The following is a 20,122-nucleotide window of genomic DNA, read 5'->3' as shown; positions in this document are numbered from 1 at the left end:
CCCGCCGCCAAGCCGCAGTGCCGCCGCATAGGAGCCGTGCCATGACCATGGATTCCACCCCGCCGAAACAAGCCGAACCGGCGGACGACTATCTGGAACGCAGGACGCTGCGCCGGGGCAGCGCGGGCTGGCTCCTGCTCACCGGCCTCGGCGTCGCCTATGTCGTCTCCGGCGACTACTCGGGGTGGAACTTCGGCCTCGCGGAGGGCGGCTTCGGCGGCCTCGGCATCGCCATGGCCCTCATGGGCGTGATGTACGCGTGCATGGTCTTCTCGCTCGCCGAGCTCTCGTCCGTCCTGCCGACGGCGGGCGGCGGCTACGGCTTCGCGCGGCGGGCGCTCGGCCCCTGGGGCGGCTTCCTGACCGGCACGGCGATCCTCATCGAGTACATCCTGGCGCCGGCCGCGATCTCCATCTTCATCGGTGACTACGTCGAGTCGCTGGGCCTCTTCGGCCTCAGCTCCGGCTGGCCCGTCTATCTGGCCTGCTTCGTGATCTTCATCGGCATCCATCTGTGGGGCGTCGGCGAGGCGCTGCGCTTCAGCTTCGTCGTGACCGGCATCGCGGTGGCGGCGCTGCTGATCTTCGCGGTCGGCGCGTTCATGGACTTCGACGCGTCGAAGCTGAACGACATCCCCGTCGAGGCGGACGCCTTCGGCTCCAACTCCTGGCTGCCGATGGGCCTGTTGGGCATCTGGGCGGCGTTCCCGTTCGGCATGTGGTTCTTCCTCGGCGTGGAGGGCGTACCGCTGGCCGCCGAGGAGACCAAGGACCCGGCGCGCACCCTGCCCCGCGCGATCCGCTGGTCGATGGCCATCCTCATCGTCCTGGCGCTCCTCACCTTCTTCGCGTCGTCCGGCGCGCGCGGCGCGAACGCGATCCAGGGCGCGGGCAACCCGCTGGTCGAGGCGTTGCGGCCGGACGGCGAGGCGACGACGCTCAGCCGCATCGTCAACTACGCGGGCCTCGCGGGCCTGGTGGCCTCCTTCTTCTCCCTCATCTACGCAGGTTCGCGCCAGCTCTTCGCGCTCTCCCGGGCGGGCTACCTCCCCCGCTTCCTCTCGCTCACCAGCAGCCGCAAGGCCCCCTACCTGGGCCTGCTCGTGCCGGGCGCGATCGGCTTCGGGCTGGCCGCGGCGACCGGTGACGGCGCCCGCATGCTGAACGTCGCGGTGTTCGGCGCGACCATCTCGTACGCGCTGATGTCGCTCTCGCACATCGTGCTGCGCCGCCGCGAGCCCGGCCTTGAGCGGCCCTACCGCACCCCCGGCGGCATCCTGACCTCGTCCGTGGCGCTGGTCCTCGCCTGTGCGGCCCTGGTCGCGACGTTCCTGGTGGACGTGACGGCGGCGCTCATCGCGCTCGGGGTGTACGTGGTCGCCATCGCCTACTTCGGGATCTACAGCCGCAAGCACCTGGTGGCGCGCGCACCGGAGGAGGAGTTCGCGGCGCTCGCCGCCGCCGAGGCAGAGTTGGAACGCAACTGATCAGCACGGCCGAAGGAGAACGGTGAGGAAGAGCGCAGTGAGCGGCAGGCCGCTGATCGGGGTCAGCACCTATCTGGAGGCCAAGGTGAGCTGGGGCGTGTGGGAGCTCCCCGCGGCCGTGCTGCCCGCCGGATATCCGCGCCTGGTGCGGGCGGCGGGCGGCCTCACCGCGATGCTGCCGCCGGACGACCCCTCGTACGCCGCCGAGGTCGTCGCCCGGCTGGACGGCGTGGTCGTCGCGGGCGGGCCCGACGTGGAGCCCGAGCGGTACGGCGCGGCGCGCGAGGAGCGCACCGGGCCGCCCGCGCGGGAGCGGGACGCGTGGGAACTGGCGCTGATCGAGGCCGCGTTGGCGTCGGGCACGCCGCTGCTCGGCATCTGCCGGGGCATGCAGCTCATGAACGTGGCGCTCGGCGGGACGCTGGTCCAGCACATGGAAGGACACGTGGAGCGGATCGGCGTGTTCGGCACGCACGCGGTGAAGCCGGTCCCCGGCACGCTCTACGAGTCGATCGTGCCGGACGCGTCCACGGACGTGCCGACCTACCACCACCAGGCGGTGGACCGCCTCGGCAGGGACCTGGTGGTGTCGGCGTACGCGGAGGACGGCACGGTCGAGGCGGTCGAGCTCCCCCAGCCCGCCTGGGCGCTCGGCGTGCAGTGGCATCCGGAGATGGGCGAGGACGCGCGCGTCATGGCGGCACTGGTCCGAGCCGCGTCCTGAGCCGGGCTGCGGTCACGGTGATGCCCTACTCCCCCTCCGCAGCCGTGCGCGACACCAGCCGCTCGTACCGCTGCCGGGCCGCCTGTGGGGTGCCGAGGCCGAGGCCGAAGGCGATCTCCGGCCAGGTCATGCCGCGGCCGCGCGCCATCTGGAGGAGGCCGGTCTCCAGCTCGTCCATCTCGCCGCGGGCCATCGGCAGGAGGGTGAGCGCCGCGGTGATGTCGGCGTGGTCCACGTCCGGTTCGTCCTCGACGGCCTTCGCGGCCCCGCTGAGCAGGAACGACACGATCCGGACCGCTTCGTGCGGGCCGAGCACGGTGGGGTGGACCTGCCGCTTGCGCTGCGCGTCGTCGGCCGCGTGCCGTTCGGCGATGCGCATCAGCGAGGCGTAGGCACGCCGGGCGCGGGCCTCGTCCGGGTGCGGGGGCGTGAAGGGGTCGGCGGCCTGGGGCTGCCGCTGTTCGGGGTTCGGCATGCGTCCAGCATGGGATGACACACCCCTTGTAGTCAACAGTTCGTTGTGAACACTTTGTTTGCCTCCTACGGGCGTAAGCTCAGGACCTGCGCCCTCCGGCCCCCGTCCCACCGCTCCGCGTCAACGCCAGCAGATCCCGCCCCGGCCCCGCCGGACGGTGCCCCGTCGGCCACACCGCCCGCAGCTCCCTGCGCAGCCGCACCTCCGCCACGGGGATCTCCACCAGGCGCCGGGCCGCGAGCTCCTCGCCCACCGCCAGCTCGCTCAGGACCGAGGGGCCCGCGCCGCTCACCGCGGACGCCTTCACCGCCGTCGTGGACGACAGCTCGATCAGCGGGCGGGCCAGGCCGCCGAGCGCCGCGTGCAGGACCTGCCGGGTGCCCGAGCCCTCCTCGCGCAGGATCAGCGGCGTCGCGGCCAGCTCCTCGGCGCCGAGCGGCTTCCTGCGCCGGGCCCACGGGTGCCCCGGCGCCGTCACGACGACCAGGCGGTCGTGCGCGACGACCACTTCGTCGAGCCCGCCAGGCACGGTGAGCCCCTCGACGAAGCCGAGGTCCGCCTCGCCGGAGAGCAGCCGGGACGCGACGGCCGCGGAGTTGCCCGCGAGCAGCGAAACCGCCGTGTCGGGGCGCTGGGTGCGCAGGGCGATCAGCCAGCCCGGCAGCAGATACTCGGCGATCGTCATGCTGGCCGCCACCCGCAGCCGCGAGTCCCGCCGCACCCGCAGCGCCTGCGCCCCCGCGTCGAACGCCTCCGCCGCCTCCACGATCCGCCCCGCCCAGTCGGTGACCAGAGCGCCCGCGTCCGTGAGGCGCGAGCCGCGCGGCGACCGGTCGACGAGGGCCACGCCGAGCTGCCGCTCCATGGCCCGCACCCGACTGCTGGCCGCGGGCTGGGTGATGCCGAGCTCCCGCGCGGCCCGCCCCAGGCTGCCGAGCCTGGCCACGGCGAGCAGCAGCTGGAGCGCCCCGAGATCGGGCACGCGGTGCGCGAGCGACGCCTCAGGGACACCGGATGACTTGTGGGACGCAGGGGACGCAGGGGACGTACTCATAAAGCCAGCTTATGTCCTCATAGATGCGTGCTCCCTGGCGGTGGACCCCCACCCGTACGACCGTGGACACATGGTCACCACCGCTTACCCCGGCGCCTCCGCAGGCGCCTCCCCCACGGCCACCGCACGCCGCGCCCTCGCGGTCCGCCACCTCGGACCCAACTGGTACGCCTCCGTCATGGGCACCGCCATCATCGCCAACGCGGGCGCGACGCTGCCGTACCAGTTCGCTGGACTGCGCACCGGCTGCACGATCGTGTGGGCGCTGTCCTTCGTGATGCTCGCCGTCCTGCTCACCGCCCGTGCCGCGCACTGGATCCACCACCGCGACCAGGCCCGCACCCACCTCCTCGACCCGACCGTGGCCCCGTTCTACGGCTGCCTGTCGATGGCGCTGCTCGCCGTCGGCGGCGGCACCCTGATCGTCGGCAAGGACTGGATCGGCACGGAGGCCGCCGTCGCGGTCGACACGGTGCTGTTCACCGCAGGCACCCTCATAGGGCTCGCCGCCGCCGTCGCCATCCCCTATCTGATGGTGGTCCGGCACCGCATCGCCGCCGACCAGGCCTCACCCGTGTGGCTGCTGCCGGTGGTGGCCCCCATGGTCTCGGCGGCCGTCGGCCCGCTGCTCGTCCCGCACCTGCCCACGGGCCAGGCCCAGCAGACGATGCTGTACGCGTGTTTCGCGATGTTCGGCCTGAGCCTGCTCGCCACCCTGGTGATGCTGCCGGTGATCTTCGCCCGCCTGGTGACCGCGGGCCCGCTGCCCCTGGCCCTCACCCCCACCCTGTTCCTGGTGCTCGGCCCGCTGGGCCAGTCGACGACCGCCACCAACAAGTTCGCCGACTTCGCACCCGGCGTCGTGCCCGCCCCCCTCGACCGGGGCTTCCTCGTCTTCGCCGTGCTGTACGGCGTGCCCGTGATGGGCTTCGCCCTGATGTGGCTGGCGCTGGCCGGGGCCATGGTGGTGCGCGCCCGGCGCCGCGGCATGGGCTTCGCGATGACCTGGTGGGCGTTCACCTTCCCCGTCGGCACCTGCGTGACCGGCGCGGAGGGCCTGGGCAACCACACCGGCCTGGCGGTGTTCGACTGGCTCGCGACCGGCCTGTTCGTGTTCCTCGTGACCGCCTGGGCCATCGCCCTGGCCCACACCTTGAAGGGCGCTCTCAGCGGACGACTGCTCGCAGCGCCTCGCTGAGGACCGCCGGAGCCTCGACCAGTGACGGCCCGTACCAAGTGAGATGGCGGCCTCCGACCAGCGCGACCGGTGTGTCCGGGAACGCCTCGGGGCCGTCGTCGGGCGTGAAGCGGTACGGCTCGTCGGGCAGGACCACCAGGTCGAGGGCGAGGTCCGCGGAGGTCAGCTCCTCGATGGGCGCACGGGGGTACCGCTCGGCGTGAGCGGCGTACGCGTTGTCGACGCCGAGGCGCGCGAGGAGGTCCCCCGCGAAGGTGTCGCGGCCAAGGACCATCCACGGCCGCCGCCAGATGGGGACGGCCGCCCGCAGCCGGGCCGTGGGGCGCGGAGTCCGCCCCCACGCCGCCTCGGCCTCCGCCAGCCACCGCGGCCGCTCCGCCCCGCACGCCGCGAGGACCCGCGCCAGCTCGTGGAAGGCCTGGTCCAGCGTCCGCACCTCGGTCACGAGGACGTCGACGCCCGCCGCGCGCAGCGCCGCCAGGTCGGGCTCGCGGTTCTCCTCCTCGTTGGCGACGACGAGGTCGGGCGCGAGGGCGACGATGCGGGGCACATCCGGGTTCTTGGTGCCGCCCACCCGGGTGACGTCGAGTCCGGCCGGATGGCTGCACCAGTCGGTCGCCCCGACCAGCACGTCCGGCGCGGTGACGGCGACCGCCTCGGTCAGCGAGGGCACCAGCGAGACGACCCGCAGCGGGCCACGCGCGCGGGACACGTCAGCGCCCCTTGTCGTCCACGGCTTCAATGTGGTCCCCCACGGCGACCACCAGGACCCTGGTGTCCGGCACGGTGGCCCGCCAGCGGTGCCGCACCCCGCCCGTGAGGAACAGCGTGTCGCCGCGCCCGAGGCGGTAGGCCCGGCCCTCGGCCTCCATCTCCACGGCGCCCTCCACGACGTACATCAGCTCGTCGTTGCGGTGCTGGAACTCGCGTCCCTCGTCGTGGTCCCCGATGAACTCCAGGGCGTGCAACTGGTGGTGGCCGCGGGCCAGTTCGCGGACGCGCGCGTCGGGGGTGGAGGTGCCCAGGTCCGTGTCGTCGGCGGCGCGCACCACCTCGACCGTGCGGGCCGGGTCGGCGGCGGCGAGGAGCTCCACGTCGGTGGTGCACAGGGCGTCGGCGACGCGCTGCAGGGAGCGCGTGCTGGGCCGGGCCCGCTCGTTCTCGATCTGGCTCAGGAAGGGCACGGAGAGGCCGCTGCGCTCGGCTACGACCGCGAGGGTGAGCTCCAGCTGCCGACGGCGCCGCCGCACCGCCGAGCCCACCCGGAGCGTCTCCTTGTGCTCGTCCATCGCCTCGACTCCCTTCAGCGCATCGGCCCGCTCTCAACCCTGAGGGGTTTTCTGCACCCTACGCATGTTCGCCAAACTGTTTTGCCCCGTTGCCGAGACCGCTTCCTACAGCTCGTGCCAGTAGAGCAGTTGTCCGGACTCGCCGGAGGCGGAACGCTCGGCCGGTACGAACAGACTCACGAGCAGGGCCGGGCGCCCCCGCGGGTCGGTGAGCAGGGTCGCGGAGGGGTTGGCGAAGGCGCGGCTGCCGCCGTGCGTGCGGATGTCGAGGCGGTCCGCGCGGCCGCTTGCGGGGTCGTACGCGTAAGTGCCCCAGCTGCCGAAGTTGCCCCGCCGCCCCTGGCCCTCGACGAGGACCACGCGCTGCCCGGCGAGGTCCACGGGCGCCCGGTCGCCGATGTTGCCTCCGTTCCCCCAGGCGCGCACGGCACGGTCCAGGCGGCGGTCGGGCTCAGCGTGCCAGTGCCGGAAGCCGGTGAGGGTGGCGCGCAGCTGGCGGTCGGTGTCGCAGCCCGCGCGGTAGTGCCCGGTGAGGTGGATCGTGGCGCCGCGCACTGCGGTGATGCTCGGGGTTCCCTCGGCGCACCGCGAGAGGGTCAGCGGTGCGTCGAAGGCGCGGCGGGCGCGCCCGTCGAGCAGGGCGGCCAGGTTCGCGTAGGCGCGCACCGCGATGTGGTTGCGGGGGTCCCTCTCGTACGCGAGGACGTATCCGCCGCGGCCGTCGTGCGCGAGTGAGGCCTGGTGGGTGCCGGGGCCGAAGTCGTGGCGGCGCTGCCAGTGGCGCAGGTCGGTGGAGGTCGCGACGGCCGCGTGGAAGCGGCCGTCGGCCAGGAGCGTGTGGTAGACGGCGAGGTAGCTGCCGTCCTTGGCCTGTTCGATCTGCGCGGCGTCCATGGTGCGGCCGGTGTGGTCGCGCGCGTCGTAGCGGTGGCCGTCGGCGGCGGTCACGTCCTCGGCGAGGGCGGCGAGCCGGGCGGTGCCCGCGGACGCGGGGGCGGTGTCGGCCCGCGCGAGCTGCGCGACGAGCAGGGCGGCGGCCAGGGCCAGTGCGGCGGCGGCGACGAAGAGCGCGGTCCTTGGCTGCCTTGCGGTCACGGGCGGGTTCTCACGTTCGGATGTTCGATGGCGTTCAGATGTTCGAGATGAGGCCCAGTCGAGAGTAGGGAATCGACGGTCCCCGCAGGAACGCCGGAAGGGGTGGGCTTCGCCACAAGGCGAGGCCCACCCCTTCAAGCACTGCTGACCGGTGGAGCTACTTCGCGGAGGTCATCTTCTCCTCGAAGCCCGGGTTCTTCTTCAGCCAGGCGTCAACGGCCTTCGGCTCGTTGTTCTTGCCCGCCTTGTTGATCTCGTTCTCCAGGCTGGCCAGTTCCTTCTCGCTCATCTTGAAGTTCTTGAGCCACTTCGTGAGCTGCGGGTACTGGTTCGGGAAGTCCTTGCTGGAGAGCGAACGGATCGTGTTGCCCTTGCCGAAGCCGCCCTTGGGGTCCTTCAGCTTGGTCAGGCCGTACTCGCTGTACGCCCAGTGCGGCGACCAGAGCAGAACCGCGATCGGCTCCTTCTTCGAGTACGCGGTCTTCAGCTCGGAGAGCATCGCGGGGGTCGAGCCCGCGGCGATCTCGTACTCGTCCTCGAGGCCGTAGCCGGGCAGGACCTTGTCCTTGAGCGCCTGCATCACGCCGGTGCCCGGCTCGATGCCGATGATCTTGCCCTTGAACTTGTCGCCCTTGCCCTTGAGGTCCTCGAGCGACTTCACGTCCTTGACGTAGTCCGGGACCGCGACCTCCAGGGATGTCGGGCTGTACCAGGAACCGAGGTCCTTGAGGTTGGCCTTGTTCTTGTCCCAGTACGTCTTCTGCGCGGTGGGCAGCCAGGCGTCGAGGTTGAGGTCGAGGTCACCCTGCGCGAGACCGGTGTAGGCCGGGCCCACGTCCGCCGGCGTCAGCTCCATCTTGTAGCCGCGCTTCTCCAGGACGCGCTTCCACAGGTTGGTGACGGCGATGTTCTCGTCCCAGGCGAAGTACGCGGCCTTCAGCGGACGCTTCTTCTCCTCGCCGCCGCTGTTCTTCGGCAGCGGGGCCAGCTTGTCGACGACCTTCGGGTTCTTCTCCAGCCAGGTGCGCACGGCGTCCTGCTGCTTGCCCTTGCCCGCCTTGTTGATCTCCGCTTCAAGGCTGGTGAGCTGCTTCTCTTCCATCTTGAAGTTCTTGAGCCACTTGGCGACCTGCGGGTTCTCCTTGGAGAAGCCCTTGCGCGCCAGCGAGTGCACGCCGTCGCCCTTGCCCCAGGCACCCTTCGGGTCCTTGAGCTTCTTCAGGTCGAAGTCGTTGTACGCCCAGTGCGGCGACCACAGCGGGACGACGATCGGCTCCTTCTTCGCGTACGCCGCCTTCAGCTCGGACAGCATCGCGGTGGTGGAGCCGTCGACGACCTTGTACTCCTTGTCGAGGCCGTACGCCTTGAGGACCTTGCTCTTCAGGAGCTGCATCTCACCGGCGCTCGGCTCGATGCCGGTGATCTTGCCGTCGAACTTGTCGCCCTTGCCCTTGAGGTCGGCGAGCGAGTTGACGTCCTTCATGTACGAGGGAACGGTCAGCTCCAGCGACGTCTGGTCGTACCAGGCGCCGAGGTCCTCCAGCTTGTCGCCGTACTTCTTCATGTACGTGGCGTGCGTCGTCGGCAGCCACGAGTCGGTCTGGAAGTCGACGTCGCCCTGGGAGAGCGAGGTGTAGAGCGGGCCCGCGTCCAGGAGGCTGGCGTTCACCTTGAAGCCGCGCTGCTCCAGGATCTCCTTCCAGAGGAAGGTGGAGGCGATGCCCTCGTCCCAGTTGATGTAGCCGATGTTGATTTCCTTGCCCTGACCGACGTTCTTGGAGTCGGCCACGGTCTCGGACTTGCTGCCACCGAAGATGCTCATGCCGCCCGCGACGAGCGCGAGGACGACGACGCCGACCATCGCGACGACGGGCCGGGGGCGGTAGTTCCAGATGTTCAGGCCCTGCGCGGCCCGCAGCTTGGCGAGCGCACGACGGCCGAGCGGGGAGACCTGGCCGCCCAGGCCGCTGGTGACGCGGTCCAGGTAGATGGCGAGGATCACGATGGAGACGCCCGCCTCCGCGCCGAGACCGACGTCGAGCTGGCCGATGGCCGCGTTGACGTCGGCGCCCAGGCCCGGGGTGCCGACCATGCCGGTCAGCGCCGCCATGGAGAGGCCGAGCATGATGACCTGGTTGACACCGGCCATGATCGTCGGGAGCGCGAGCGGCAGCTGGACGCGGAACAGGGTGTTGCGGGGCGTGGTGCCGAACGCGTCGGCGGCCTCGACCAGCTCCTTGTCGACCTGGCGGATGCCGAGCTCGGTCATGCGCACGCCGGGGGCGAGCGCGAAGACGATCGTGGCGACGATGCCCGCGGGGGCGCCCATGCGGAAGAACAGCAGCGCCGGGATGAGGTAGATCATCGCGGGCAGCGTCTGCATGAAGTCGAGGACCGGCCTGACGATGCCGCTGACCGTCTTGGAACGGGCCGCCCATATGCCCACGGGCACGGCTATGACCAGCGCCACGAAGGTCGACACGAGCACCAGGGCCAGCGTCATCATCGCGTTGTCCCACAACTCCAGGGACACGATGAAGGCGAAGCCCACGAAGGAGAGGACACCGCCGGTCAGACCGCGCAGCCAGAACGCGATGATGGCGAGGATGCCCGCCATGATCAGCGGCTCGGGTCCCGAGAGGACGTCGAAGACGCCGTCCCACATGTTCTGGAAGATCGTCTTGACGAACGAGAACAGCCAGTCCATGTGGGTTCTGAGCCACTCGACCGCGTCATTGACCCAGTCGCCGAAAGGAATTCTAGGCACCGCTGCTCACCTTGCCCGCGTTCTTGTCGCCCTTGCCCTGGGCGTCGCCCTTGTCCTGGGCGGGTACGGAGGCCGGGGCCGCGTCCTGCGGCTCCGCCTCGGTCTCCGACTGCATCGGCTCGCCGAGCACCGCGAGCAGCCTGGCCCGCGGCACGACACCGACGAGCTTGCCGTCGGCGTCGGTCACGGCGACCGGCACCTCGCTGGTGGAGCAGGGGGTGAACAGCTCGATGATGGGCGTGCCCTCGGTGACCGTCGCGGGTGCGTCGGCCTGCACGAAGCCCTTGTCGGGGTCGGCCATGATCGCGCCCGCGGTGAGCACCCGGGAGCGGTCGACGTCCTGCGTGAACGCGGCGACGTAGTCGTTGGCCGGGGTGACCAGGATGTCCTCGGCGTTGCCGATCTGGACGATGCGGCCGTCACGCATGACGGCGATCTGGTCGCCCAGGCGCATGGCCTCGTTGAGGTCGTGGGTGATGAAGACGATGGTCTTCTTCAGCCGCTTCTGGAGCACCAGGAGCTGGTCCTGCATGTCACGGCGGATCAGCGGGTCGAGCGCGCTGAACGACTCGTCCATGAGGAGCAGGTCGGCGTCGGTGGCCAGCGCGCGGGCCAGGCCGACGCGCTGCTGCATGCCGCCGGACAGCTCGTCGGGCCAGGACTTCTCCCAGCCCTTGAGGCCCGCGAGCTCCAGCGCCTCGGTGGCGCGCTTCTCGCGCTCGGCGCGGGGCACGCCCTGCACCTCGAGGCCGTAACCGGCGTTCTCCAGGACACTGCGGTGCGGGAAGAGCGCGAAGTGCTGGAAGACCATGCTGATCTTCTTGGAGCGCACCTCCCGCATCTCGCGGGCGCTCAGCTCGGTCAGGTCCTGACCGTCGAAGCGGACGTGGCCGGCCGTCGGCTCCGACAGTCCGTTGAGCATGCGCAGCAACGTGGACTTGCCGGATCCGGAGAGACCCATGACGACGAAGATCTGGCCCGGCTCGACCTCGAAGGAGGCGTCGATGACGGCAGCGGTGGTGCCGTCGGCTCGCAGCTCCTCTCGGTCGGCTCCGTGGCGGATTTTCTCCACCGCGTCATCGGGTCGTCTGCCGAACACTTTGTACAAGTGTTCGGCCTGCAGCCTGGACACATACACCTCTCGGGTTGAACCAAGACGGCCCGCCTCCCCCGCCGGCGGGCCGTGGAGCGGCACGGGGTCTGCCCGCTTACCGATCGAAAAGTTGAATTTGCGACCGGGTTCGCTCCGAGTGCGCACCTTCCCGTGCTTACACAGAACAAACCAAGGAGTGGTCCAGGTCACATTCGTTGCGCTGTGGGCACGGTTCGGCGCGATGCGCAACGCGGCCGCGCCGCCGTGCGCTGCACGTTCGCACTGTCAGTGCCGTGCGGCATGATGCGCGATGTGACTCAGCGAACACGACGGCTCATGCTTCTCGACACGGCTTCCCTCTACTTCCGGGCCTATTTCGGGGTCCCGGAGTCCGTGAAGGCCCCGGACGGCACTCCGGTGAACGCCGTGCGCGGGCTGCTCGACTTCATCACCCGCCTCGTCCAGGACCACCGGCCGGACGACCTGGTCGCCTGCATGGACGCGGACTGGCGCCCGCACTGGCGGGTCGAGCTCATTCCCTCGTACAAGGCGCACCGCGTCGCCGAGGAGGTCCCGCAGGGCGCGGACGCCGAGGAGATCCCGGACACGCTCTCCCCGCAGGTGCCGATCATCGAGGAGGTCCTCGACGCGCTCGGCATCGCACGCGTGGGCGTCGAGGCGTACGAGGCCGACGACGTGATCGGCACCTTCACCGCCCGCGCCACGGGCCCGGTCGACATCGTCACCGGCGACCGCGACCTCTACCAGCTGGTGGACGACGAGCGCGGCATCCGCGTCCTCTATCCCCTCAAGGGCGTCGGCACCCTCCAGACGACGGACGAGGCGTGGCTCCGCGAGAAGTACGGCGTGGACGGGCCCGGCTATGTCGACCTGGCGCTGCTGCGCGGCGACCCGAGCGACGGGCTGCCCGGCGTGCCCGGCATCGGCGAGAAGACGGCGGCCAAGCTCCTGGACGCCTTCGGCGATCTGGCCGGGATCATGGCCGCCGTCGACGACCCGAAGTCGAAACTCACCCCGTCGCAGCGCAGGCGGCTCGACGAGTCGCGCGCCTATGTCGCGGTCGCCCCGAAGGTCGTACGCGTGGCGGGCGACGTCCCCCTGCCCGATGTGGACCTCGCGCTTCCGCACGCGCCACGCGATCCCGCGGCCCTCGACGAGCTGGCGGCCCGGTGGGGCCTTGGCGGCTCACTGCAGCGCCTGCTCTCCACCCTTCACTCCTGAGGTGTTAGCTTAGGTAAGCCTAAGTAATTGTGGATCAGGGGAGGCCGCCGCCATGGCAGAACGTCCGGCACGCAAAGCACCGAAGGCCCATGTCGCACAGGTAGTCCGCACGGAGCGGCTGACCCCGCACATGCAGCGCGTCATCCTCGGCGGCGAGGGCCTCGCCGAGTTCACCACCGCCGGGTGCACCGACCACTATGTGAAGCTGCTCTTCGACGCCGAGGGCGTCACCTATCCCGAGCCCTTCGACCTGCAGCGCATCCGCGAGGAGCTTCCGCGCGAGCAGTGGCCGGTGACCCGGACGTACACGGTGCGCTGGTGGGACGCCGAGACCCGGGAGCTGGCCCTCGACTTCGTGATCCACGGCGACGAGGGTCTCGCGGGTCCGTGGGCACGGGCCGTCGAGCCGGGCGCCACGGTGCGCTTCCAGGGCCCGGGCGGCGCGTACGCCCCGGGCGCGGACGCCGACTGGCACCTGCTGGCCGGTGACGAGAGCGCCCTGCCCGCCATCGCCGCGGCGGCCGAGGCGCTGCCCGAGGGCGCGGTGGCCCGCGTCTTCATCGAGGTCGAGGGCCCCGAGGAGGAGCAGAAGATCGCGACAAACGCCGAGGTCGTCTGGCTGCACCGCGGCGACCGCCCGGTCGGCGAGCTCCTCATCGAGGCCGTCCGCTCCCTGGAGTTCCCGGAGGGCGAGCTGCAGGCCTTCGTGCACGGCGAGGCGGGCTTCGTGAAGGAGCTGCGGCGCTACCTGCGCATCGAGCACGAAATCCCCCGCGAGCGCCTCTCCATCTCCGGCTACTGGCGCCTCGGCCACAACGAGGACGGCTGGCAGGCCTCCAAGCGGGAGTGGAACGCGCAGGTGGAGGCGGAGCAGGAGAAGGCGGCCTAGGCGCCTTCCGGCGGGGCGGGCGGCACATCACCCTTGATCCGGGCGTGCAGATGCATGTCGTGCCACCCGTCCTCGTGCAGCAGCGCACTCCGTTTCGTGCCCTCCGCCGCGAACCCCGTCTTCAAGGCGACGCGGCACGACGCCTCGTTCGCCGTCGAGTGGGTCAGCTCCAGGCGGTGCAGGCCCACCTCGTCGAACGCCCACTCCGAGAGCGCCTCGACGGCACGCGGCGCGACGCCCCGGCCGCGCGCCGACGGCATGGTCCAGTACGCGACTTCGGCCTGGCCGTCGCCGAGCACGATGCACCGCAGGGCCACCCGCCCGACGAGCGCGTCGGTCTCCGCGTCGGCGATCGCCCAGTACGCGTCGCGCTCGTCCGCCCACGCCTTGCGCCAGCCCTCTATCCAGCCGCGCACCTCGCTCTCGGAGTCGGCCACGCGCGCGTGCCAGCGCTGTATCACGGGGTCCTGGAACGCCGTGTACACGGCAGGCACGTCGGCGGCCGACCAGGGGCGCAGGACGAGGCCGCCGGGAGCGGGGAGCGTCGGCTGCGCACGGCGGGCGAGGGCACCGGCCGCGACGATGTCGGAGATCTTGAAGGGCATGGGCGCATGGTGCCAGGGGGGCACGGGCGACGGCAGTGGTTTTCCGGGGCGCACATGAGCCTGCGGGCCCGGCCCCCGCGCGCCCCGCACACCCACCCGCCCCAGAAACCCCGCGAACACCCCCACCGTCACCGCCCATACCCCCTGGCCTGCGGCGCCCCGTACGCTGACCCCCTGATGAGACGCAAGCGCCGCCTTCTGCCCGCCCCGCTCCCCCAGCGCGACGGCATCGACCCCGTCCGGGTCGCACTTCCGCTCGACGGGACCTGGCCGACCGTGCGCGACCATCTGGTGGAGCGGCTCGCGGCCGGGCCCGGCGTCATCGACGCGATGGTGCGGGACGGCAGGATCGTCGGCGCGGACGGCGCACCGGTCACCCCGGACACCCCCTACCTGCCGGGCGCCTCCGTCTGGTTCCACCGGGACCTCCCCGCGGAGGTCCCGGTCCCGTTCCCCCTCGACGTCGTCCACCGCGACGAGCACATCGTCGTCGTGGACAAGCCGCACTTCCTCGCCACGATGCCGCGCGGCAGCCACGTCACCCAGACCGCCCTCGCCAGGCTCCGCAGGGAACTCGGCATCCCGGCGCTCGGCGCCGCCCACCGCCTGGACCGGCTGACCGCCGGACTGCTCCTGTTCATCGTGCGGCCCGAGGAACGCGGCGCCTACCAGACGCTGTTCGGGGACCGCCGCGTACACAAGGAGTACGAGGCCGTGGCGCCGTACGACCCGGACGTACCGCTCCCGCGGACCGTGCGCAGCCACATCGTGAAGGAGCGCGGCATCATCGCTGCGTACGAGGTGGCGGGCGCCGAGCCGAACAGCGAGAGCCGCATCGAGCTCGTCGGTCACCGCGCCGGGCTCGGCCGCTACCGCCTCACCCCGCACACCGGCCGCACCCACCAACTCCGCGTCCACATGAACGCGTTGGGCCTGCCGATCCTCGGCGACCCGGTCTACCCCGTGGTGACCGGACCCGTGCCGCCGGACGACTTCCGGCGGCCCCTCCAGCTCCTGGCGCGCACCCTGGAGTTCACGGACCCGGTCACGGGCGTCGCACACCGCTTCACCAGCGGGCGGACGCTGGGCACCTGGGAGGCGTACGACACCTGGGCGCGGTAGCCGTCAGTGGCCGCGCCACCAGGTGAGGAAGCGCTGCCACGCCCCCTTGGGCGGGGCGGCCTCGGGCGCCGGGGCCGCGGCGGGCGCCGCCGTCGACGGAGCGGCCGGGGCTGCGGGCTCCGGGCGGCGCGGCGGCGGGGACGACACCTGCCAGTCCCTGCGCGGTGTCGGCATCTGCGCCGAGGGTCGGGCCATCACGTCCTGCGGCGGGCGCGGCGCGAACTTCACCGGCAGCGCCACCAGATGCCGGGACATGATCGACGACGTCCACCGCAGATCCCGCTCGTCGATGGCCAGTTCGACGTCCGGCAGCCGCATCAGGAGCGCGTCGACGCCGGTGTCCGCGATGGCACGCCCGATGTCCTGGCCGGGGCATTCGTGCGGGCCGCCGCTGAACGCGAGGTGCGAGCGGTTGCCCTGCATGTTGGCGGCGAGGTCGGGCCGGACCACCGGGTCGACGTTGCCCGGCGCGATGCCCATGATCAGGCCGTCGCCCGCGCGGATCCGCTGGCCGCCGAGCTGGGTGTCCTGCTTCGCGAAGTAGCCGACCATCGCGCTGAACGGCGGCTCGTCCCACAGGGACTGCTCGACCGCCTCGGGGACCGTCATCTGGCCGCCGCTGAGCTGGGCGCGGAAGCGCGGGTCGGTGAGGACCATCCGCACCACGTTCGCGATGAGGTTGGCGGTGGCCTCGTACGCGGCGATGAGCACCAGGCGCAGATGCGCGCCGACCTCGTCGTCGGTGAGCTGCGCGGGGTGCGCGATGAGACTGCTGGTGAAGTCCTCCTCGGGGTGGGCGCGGCGCCGCGCCACCAGCCCCATCAGGACCTCCATCACGTACGCGTTGCTCGCGATGGCGGTCTCGGTGCCCTTGATCATGTCGCGGGCGGACTGCACCATCCGCTCGTTGTACTCCTCGGGCATGCCGAGGACGTGGCACATGACCATCATCGGCAGATGCTCGGCGAACTGGCTGACGAGGTCGGCGTGGCCGTCCTGGCAGATGTCGTTGAGCAGGTGGTTCGTATAGCGGTTGATGTAGCGGCGGATGCCGCGGTGGTCGATGCCCGACATGGCGCCGGTGACCGCGCCGCGCAGCCGCTGGTGCTCGTCGCCCTCGACGAAGCTGCACATCGGCTGCCAGGTGAAGACGGGCGCGAGCGGGTGGTCGAGGCCCGCGCTGCCGTCCTGCACGGCCCGCCAGCTGCGCGAGTCGCGGGTGTACTGCGAGGGGGTGCGGACCATGTGGAGGTTCTCGCTGTGGCCGAGCACCGCCCAGATCGGCACGTCGTTGTGGATCAGCACGGGCGCGACCGCGCCGTGCTCGGCGCGCAGCTTCTCGTACAGACCCGCGAGGTCGGTGTCCGCCTCGGGGCCGTAGATGCGGCGCAGGCCGCCGGGGCCGAGGCCGTGGGCGGGACAGCCGGGCGGCGCGGCGGCCGTGTGGTCGGTGGCATCGGTGCCGGGCCAGGAGGGGGGAGGAGTCGTCACTGTCGTCGCTCCGGATTTCACTGAAGGGGGGCCGGGGGGGCTGGGTAACGGGGTGCGGGCGCGGTCAGACGCGGGCCACGGTCAGGGAGTGGAGGTAGCGCATCAGGGTCATCAGGACGTCCCTGCTCGACTCCTTGCGGCGGGCGTCGCACGCCATGATCGGCACGGCGGCCTCCAGGTCGAGCGCCCTGCGCAGGGTCTCGACCGGGTGATGGGGCGCGTCGGGGAAGTCGTTGACGGCGACGACGAACGGCACGCCGCGTTCCTCAAGGCGGCCGATGACGTCGAAGCTGACCTCCAGGCGGCGGGTGTCGATGAGCACGACCGCGCCGAGCGCGCCTTCGAAGAGGCCGTTCCACAGGAACCAGAAGCGTTCCTGGCCGGGGGTGCCGAAGAGGTAGAGGACGAGCTCCTCGGAGATGCTGATGCGCCCGAAGTCCATCGCCACGGTGGTGGCCGTCTTGGACTCGGAGCCGTAGTTGTCGTCGACTCCGATGCCCGCCTGGGTCATCGTCTCCTCGGTGGTCAGTGGGCGGATCTCGCTCACCGAACCGACCATCGTCGTCTTGCCGACCCCGAACCCGCCCACGATCACGACCTTCACGGCGGCCGTGGCCGTGTGCGGCAGGACGTCCTCACTGCGGGGACCGGTGATCGTGTCCGTGTTCTTAGAGCTTCTGAAGTCCATGCATCACCGCTTCGAGAAGGGATCGGTCGGGGAGCGCGGAGCGGACGATGGGGGCGCGTGCCTGTACGAGCTCGGTCGCCAGTAACTCCGTCAGGACGACGGTCACGACGGAGAACGGCAGCGCCATGTAGGCCGACAGCTCGGCGACGGACAGCGGCGTCGCGCACAGCCGCAGTACCGCCGAGTGCTCGGGCTGGGCCGTGGGGGACGCCTCGCCCTGCGCGACGATCAGGGTGACGAGGTCGAGCGGTGCCCGCTCGGAGTCCTCGCCCGTGAGGATGTACAGCCGCTCCGGATTCTCGGGGCTGCGGCGCTCCCGCTGGGGGGTTGCGTCGCGCTGCGGCGGGACATCGCCCTGTTGCGGGCCGCGAGGGGGTTCTTGCGGAGGAGTCATACGGCCTGCCCGTCGCGCCGGGGCGGGCTCGTCAGATGTGCCCCGATGCGTACGACGAGGTCACGCATGCGGGTGCCGATGAGGCCCGCGTCGACGGTCTCGTCGGCGAGCACCGCGAGGTAGGCGCCCGCGCCCGCGGCCATCAGGTAGAAGTACCCGCCGTTGATCTCGATGATGACCATCTTCATGCCGCCGTCGCTGTGCGGGATCTCGGTGGCCACGGCCGCGGCGAGGCTCTGCAGCCCCGCGCAGGCCGCGGCGATGCGGTCGGCCGCGTCCGGATCGCCGCCGTAGCGCGCGATGCGCAGACCGTCCGCGGAGAGCACCACGATCTGCCGGGTCTGTGGCACCCCGTCGGCGAGCTCCTTCAGCATCCAGTCGAAATTGGCGCGTTGCTGGATCACTGCCAGTCCCTCTCGTCGGCGCTGCCGTGGTTGTTCCGGGTGGTTCCCCCCGGCGGGAAGGAGCTGTCCGTCGTGGAACCCTCCGGGGTGGCCGCGTGTGGTGGCAGTGGGTCGGCGTCAGTGGGGTCGGCCGGGTCCTCGCCCTTGACGCCCTTCATGAACGCCTCGATCCAGAGGCCCGGTTCGGGCTCCTCCCGCTTGGGCGCGGGGGGCTGTGCGGTCGCCGCGGCATGCGCCTCGGCGATCCGCTGGGCCTCGGCCTCCTGCGCGTACCGCTCGCTGAGGGAGACCTTGACCCGGCTTCGGCGCTGCGGCAGGCCGCCGGGCGTCCACTCGGTGACCTCGGGGACGTCGTCCTCCATGGTCGCGGTGAGCGGGGAGCGCAGCGGCGGGCCCGCGGTGACGACGCGGGGCTTCTTGCGGCGGATGTTGCGGGCCGGTTCCTCGATGGTGCGGCCGCTGTTGTCCACGCGGGGCACGGCGGAGGCGCCGATGCCGTGGGCGAGCCCGGGCGCGGGCCCGGTGGTGATCATCTCGCGCGGCACGATGAGGACCGCGCGGACGCCGCCGTAAGCGGACTGCCGCAGGGAGACCTGGAGGTTGTACATCTGTGAGAGGCGGCCCACGACGGCCATGCCGAGGCGGGGCGTCTCACCGAGGTCGTTGAGGTCGATGCCCGCCTGCGCCTGCTCCAGCATGCGCTCGGCGCGGGCCCGCGCCTCCTCGCTGAGACTGACGCCGCCGTCCTCGATCTCCACGGCGATGCCGGTCTGCACCTCGACGGCGGTGACGTGCACCTTGGTCTGCGGGGGCGAGTACCGGGTGGCGTTGTCGAGGAGTTCGGCGCAGGCGTGGATGAGCGGTTCGACGGAGGTGCCGTGGATCGCGACGTTGGCGATCGAGTGCAGCTCCACGCGCGGGTAGTCGAGGATCCGGGACATCGCGCCGCGCAACACGCTGAACAGCGGTACGGGCTTGGGCCACTGGCGGCCGGGGCGGGCGCCGCCGAGCACCGCGATGGAGTCGGCGAGCCTGCCGATCAGTGCGGTGCCGTGGTCGATGCGCAGCAGGTCGTCGAAGACCTCGGGGTTGCGGCCGTGGAACTCCTCCATTTCGCGCAGTTCCGCGGCCTGTTGGTGGACGATCGACTGGACGCGCCGGGCGATGTTGACGAAGGCGCGCTGCGCGGATTCACGCATCGCTTCCTCGCGGTCCAGGGTTTCGAGGACGGAGCGAAGCAAATCGCGCTGCGAGTCGGGGAGTTCGCAGTAGTCCTCGTTCTTGTCGACGACGTTGCGGACGACTTCCACGGGCGATTCGCCCTGCCGCAGGCGCCAGAGCGCGTCGGGCAGGATCTCCCGGCCCAGGCGCACGGTCTCGTCGTCGTGGGATGCGATGCGCCGTTCGAGGAAGGCGAGCCGCTGTGCGTACTGCGTGCGCTGCCCCCGGATGGTCCGGCCGCGCCGTACCGCTTCGGCGCCGACCGCGATGACCATGAGGGTCGCGACGGCGCCGCACCAGACGACGGCGGGCCGGGCCGGCTCCGACACCGAGGCGACGGCGGCTCCGGTCGCCGCCGCCATCAGCATGGCAGGCAACAACAACACGCGCGCGTAAGGGACTTCTCGGCCACCGGGAGGCGATTGAACACTCACCATGTATGCCCTCTGAACACTCGTCTTGGGGGATATGACGTCTTTGGGGGATGACAGAACATATGGAGGGGGATGACGAAACGAACGATCGAAAGATTGGGGAACAAGCGCGCGAAAGCGTCGTAACGCGTCCAACTCGCCGCGCTCCGGGCGAGCTTAGTCCGCCGGAATCATCGCCGAGTCATATTCGGCAACCCTCTGCAGAGCGGGCGTCAAGAGGCATACACTCTGCACTTTTGCACAGCTGGCGATCATTCGAACACATGGAGTGACACGTCGAACGTCCGGGAAAAGCCGAACGGGCGCGCCCGACGACCACCTGGTCGAGGGACGCGCCCGCAGACGCGACAGAGGCCCTAGGTGTATTGATCACGAGCGTTGTTAACGCTGGCGGGGCTTGATCATGGCGAAGACCTCCGGTGTGGTGGAGCTGTCTAGGACTGCACCACA

19 protein-coding genes are annotated in these 20,122 nt (G+C 71.1%); 6 read left to right on the top strand and 13 right to left on the bottom strand.

All coding sequences use genetic code 11. The features are described from left to right. The first annotated feature begins 41 nt into the window (after positions 1-41). Together eat and AC068B_RS30280 are read left to right on the top strand one after the other, a co-directional pair. A complete protein-coding gene (gene eat, locus AC068B_RS30285; protein WP_478674775.1) occupies positions 42-1,487 on the top strand; it encodes an ethanolamine permease in 1,446 nt (481 codons plus the stop codon). Between the two features lie 22 nt (positions 1,488-1,509). Next, on the top strand, positions 1,510-2,211 hold the full coding sequence (locus AC068B_RS30280; protein ID WP_478674774.1) for a gamma-glutamyl-gamma-aminobutyrate hydrolase family protein: 702 nt from the start codon (positions 1,510-1,512) through the stop codon (positions 2,209-2,211). Between the two features lie 25 nt (positions 2,212-2,236). On the opposite strand, the gene AC068B_RS30275 is transcribed toward AC068B_RS30280, so the two are convergent. Together AC068B_RS30275 and AC068B_RS30270 are read right to left on the bottom strand one after the other, a co-directional pair. Next, positions 2,237-2,686, bottom strand: a complete 450-nt coding sequence (locus AC068B_RS30275; protein WP_478674773.1) for a DNA-binding protein — start codon at positions 2,684-2,686, stop codon at positions 2,237-2,239. Between the two features lie 79 nt (positions 2,687-2,765). Continuing rightward, the gene (locus tag AC068B_RS30270) at positions 2,766-3,740 is read right to left on the bottom strand and encodes a LysR family transcriptional regulator (RefSeq protein WP_478674772.1); all 975 of its coding nucleotides are present in this window, start codon (positions 3,738-3,740) and stop codon (positions 2,766-2,768) included. 70 nt (positions 3,741-3,810) lie between these two features. On the opposite strand from AC068B_RS30270, the gene AC068B_RS30265 reads away from it, so the two are divergent. After that, positions 3,811-4,938 carry a TDT family transporter gene (locus AC068B_RS30265; RefSeq protein WP_478674771.1) on the top strand — a complete coding sequence of 376 codons (1,128 nt, stop codon included), beginning with the start codon at positions 3,811-3,813 and terminating at the stop codon, positions 4,936-4,938. Here the strand turns inward: AC068B_RS30265 and AC068B_RS30260 are convergent. The 5 genes from AC068B_RS30260 to AC068B_RS30240 form a co-directional block, all read right to left on the bottom strand. After that, positions 4,907-5,629: a helical backbone metal receptor gene (locus AC068B_RS30260; protein WP_478674950.1), complete on the bottom strand. Its 723-nt coding sequence runs from the start codon at positions 5,627-5,629 to the stop codon at positions 4,907-4,909. The two genes, AC068B_RS30265 and AC068B_RS30260, sit on opposite strands and share 32 nt — an antisense overlap. A gap of 22 nt (positions 5,630-5,651) precedes the next feature. Continuing rightward, positions 5,652-6,227, bottom strand: coding sequence for a helix-turn-helix domain-containing protein (locus tag AC068B_RS30255; RefSeq protein WP_478674770.1), 576 nt, complete (start codon positions 6,225-6,227; stop codon positions 5,652-5,654). A 105-nt stretch (positions 6,228-6,332) separates the two neighbouring features. Further along, positions 6,333-7,322: a hypothetical protein gene (locus tag AC068B_RS30250; RefSeq protein WP_478674769.1), complete on the bottom strand. Its 990-nt coding sequence runs from the start codon at positions 7,320-7,322 to the stop codon at positions 6,333-6,335. A gap of 157 nt (positions 7,323-7,479) precedes the next feature. Continuing rightward, positions 7,480-10,089, bottom strand: a complete 2,610-nt coding sequence (locus AC068B_RS30245) for an ABC transporter permease/substrate binding protein (RefSeq protein ID WP_478674768.1) — start codon at positions 10,087-10,089, stop codon at positions 7,480-7,482. After that, the gene (locus AC068B_RS30240; protein ID WP_478674767.1) at positions 10,082-11,221 is read right to left on the bottom strand and encodes a quaternary amine ABC transporter ATP-binding protein; all 1,140 of its coding nucleotides are present in this window, start codon (positions 11,219-11,221) and stop codon (positions 10,082-10,084) included. Before AC068B_RS30240 ends, AC068B_RS30245 begins: the two co-directional genes overlap by 8 nt. Before the next feature lie 297 nt (positions 11,222-11,518). On the opposite strand from AC068B_RS30240, the gene AC068B_RS30235 reads away from it, so the two are divergent. Beyond that, the gene (locus AC068B_RS30235) at positions 11,519-12,424 is read left to right on the top strand and encodes a 5'-3' exonuclease (RefSeq protein WP_478674766.1); all 906 of its coding nucleotides are present in this window, start codon (positions 11,519-11,521) and stop codon (positions 12,422-12,424) included. Between the two features lie 52 nt (positions 12,425-12,476). After that, positions 12,477-13,313, top strand: a complete 837-nt coding sequence (locus AC068B_RS30230) for a siderophore-interacting protein (protein ID WP_478674765.1) — start codon at positions 12,477-12,479, stop codon at positions 13,311-13,313. Here the strand turns inward: AC068B_RS30230 and AC068B_RS30225 are convergent. Continuing rightward, the gene (locus AC068B_RS30225; protein WP_478674764.1) at positions 13,310-13,918 is read right to left on the bottom strand and encodes a GNAT family N-acetyltransferase; all 609 of its coding nucleotides are present in this window, start codon (positions 13,916-13,918) and stop codon (positions 13,310-13,312) included. The genes AC068B_RS30230 and AC068B_RS30225 overlap by 4 nt on opposite strands. 177 nt (positions 13,919-14,095) lie before the next feature. Here AC068B_RS30225 and AC068B_RS30220 point away from each other — a divergent pair, with 177 nt between their 5' ends. Then, positions 14,096-15,040, top strand: coding sequence for an RluA family pseudouridine synthase (locus AC068B_RS30220; RefSeq protein ID WP_478674763.1), 945 nt, complete (start codon positions 14,096-14,098; stop codon positions 15,038-15,040). Positions 15,041-15,043: 3 nt separating this feature from the next. On the opposite strand, the gene AC068B_RS30215 is transcribed toward AC068B_RS30220, so the two are convergent. The 5 genes from AC068B_RS30215 to AC068B_RS30195 all read right to left on the bottom strand — a co-directional run bounded on the left by AC068B_RS30215 (position 15,044) and on the right by AC068B_RS30195 (position 19,675). Beyond that, positions 15,044-16,531: a cytochrome P450 gene (locus AC068B_RS30215; RefSeq protein WP_478674762.1), complete on the bottom strand. Its 1,488-nt coding sequence runs from the start codon at positions 16,529-16,531 to the stop codon at positions 15,044-15,046. Positions 16,532-16,595: 64 nt separating this feature from the next. Beyond that, on the bottom strand, positions 16,596-17,219 hold the full coding sequence (locus AC068B_RS30210) for a GTP-binding protein (RefSeq protein ID WP_478674761.1): 624 nt from the start codon (positions 17,217-17,219) through the stop codon (positions 16,596-16,598). Further along, positions 17,200-17,613 carry a DUF742 domain-containing protein gene (locus tag AC068B_RS30205; RefSeq protein WP_478674760.1) on the bottom strand — a complete coding sequence of 138 codons (414 nt, stop codon included), beginning with the start codon at positions 17,611-17,613 and terminating at the stop codon, positions 17,200-17,202. The genes AC068B_RS30210 and AC068B_RS30205 overlap by 20 nt, the downstream gene beginning before the upstream one ends. Then, the gene (locus AC068B_RS30200; protein WP_055556816.1) at positions 17,610-18,017 is read right to left on the bottom strand and encodes a roadblock/LC7 domain-containing protein; all 408 of its coding nucleotides are present in this window, start codon (positions 18,015-18,017) and stop codon (positions 17,610-17,612) included. Before AC068B_RS30200 ends, AC068B_RS30205 begins: the two co-directional genes overlap by 4 nt. Next, complete coding sequence (locus AC068B_RS30195; RefSeq protein WP_478674759.1) at positions 18,014-19,675, bottom strand: ATP-binding protein; 1,662 nt, start codon at positions 19,673-19,675, stop codon at positions 18,014-18,016. Before AC068B_RS30195 ends, AC068B_RS30200 begins: the two co-directional genes overlap by 4 nt. Positions 19,676-20,122: the final 447 nt, after the last annotated feature.

The organism is Streptomyces sp. NPDC042371, assembly GCF_056437465.1.
The sequence above is the reverse complement of the archived record's forward strand: the minus strand, read 5'-3'. Positions and strand labels throughout refer to the sequence as shown.

What these genes read in the sequence shown, in the direction of transcription:
- AC068B_RS30265 (WP_478674771.1), top strand. Translation starts at nt 3,811, where the DNA reads ATGGTCACCACCGCTTACCCCGGCGCCTCCGCAGGCGCCTCCCCCACG.
- AC068B_RS30230 (WP_478674765.1), top strand. Translation starts at nt 12,477, where the DNA reads ATGGCAGAACGTCCGGCACGCAAAGCACCGAAGGCCCATGTCGCACAG.
- AC068B_RS30195 (WP_478674759.1), bottom strand. Translation starts at nt 19,675, where the DNA reads ATGGTGAGTGTTCAATCGCCTCCCGGTGGCCGAGAAGTCCCTTACGCG.
- AC068B_RS30255 (WP_478674770.1), bottom strand. Translation starts at nt 6,227, where the DNA reads ATGGACGAGCACAAGGAGACGCTCCGGGTGGGCTCGGCGGTGCGGCGG.
- AC068B_RS30210 (WP_478674761.1), bottom strand. Translation starts at nt 17,219, where the DNA reads ATGGACTTCAGAAGCTCTAAGAACACGGACACGATCACCGGTCCCCGC.
- eat (WP_478674775.1), top strand. Translation starts at nt 42, where the DNA reads ATGACCATGGATTCCACCCCGCCGAAACAAGCCGAACCGGCGGACGAC.
- AC068B_RS30205 (WP_478674760.1), bottom strand. Translation starts at nt 17,613, where the DNA reads ATGACTCCTCCGCAAGAACCCCCTCGCGGCCCGCAACAGGGCGATGTC.
- AC068B_RS30270 (WP_478674772.1), bottom strand. Translation starts at nt 3,740, where the DNA reads ATGAGTACGTCCCCTGCGTCCCCTGCGTCCCACAAGTCATCCGGTGTC.
- AC068B_RS30235 (WP_478674766.1), top strand. Translation starts at nt 11,519, where the DNA reads ATGCTTCTCGACACGGCTTCCCTCTACTTCCGGGCCTATTTCGGGGTC.
- AC068B_RS30275 (WP_478674773.1), bottom strand. Translation starts at nt 2,686, where the DNA reads ATGCCGAACCCCGAACAGCGGCAGCCCCAGGCCGCCGACCCCTTCACG.
- AC068B_RS30225 (WP_478674764.1), bottom strand. Translation starts at nt 13,918, where the DNA reads ATGCCCTTCAAGATCTCCGACATCGTCGCGGCCGGTGCCCTCGCCCGC.
- AC068B_RS30220 (WP_478674763.1), top strand. Translation starts at nt 14,096, where the DNA reads ATGAGACGCAAGCGCCGCCTTCTGCCCGCCCCGCTCCCCCAGCGCGAC.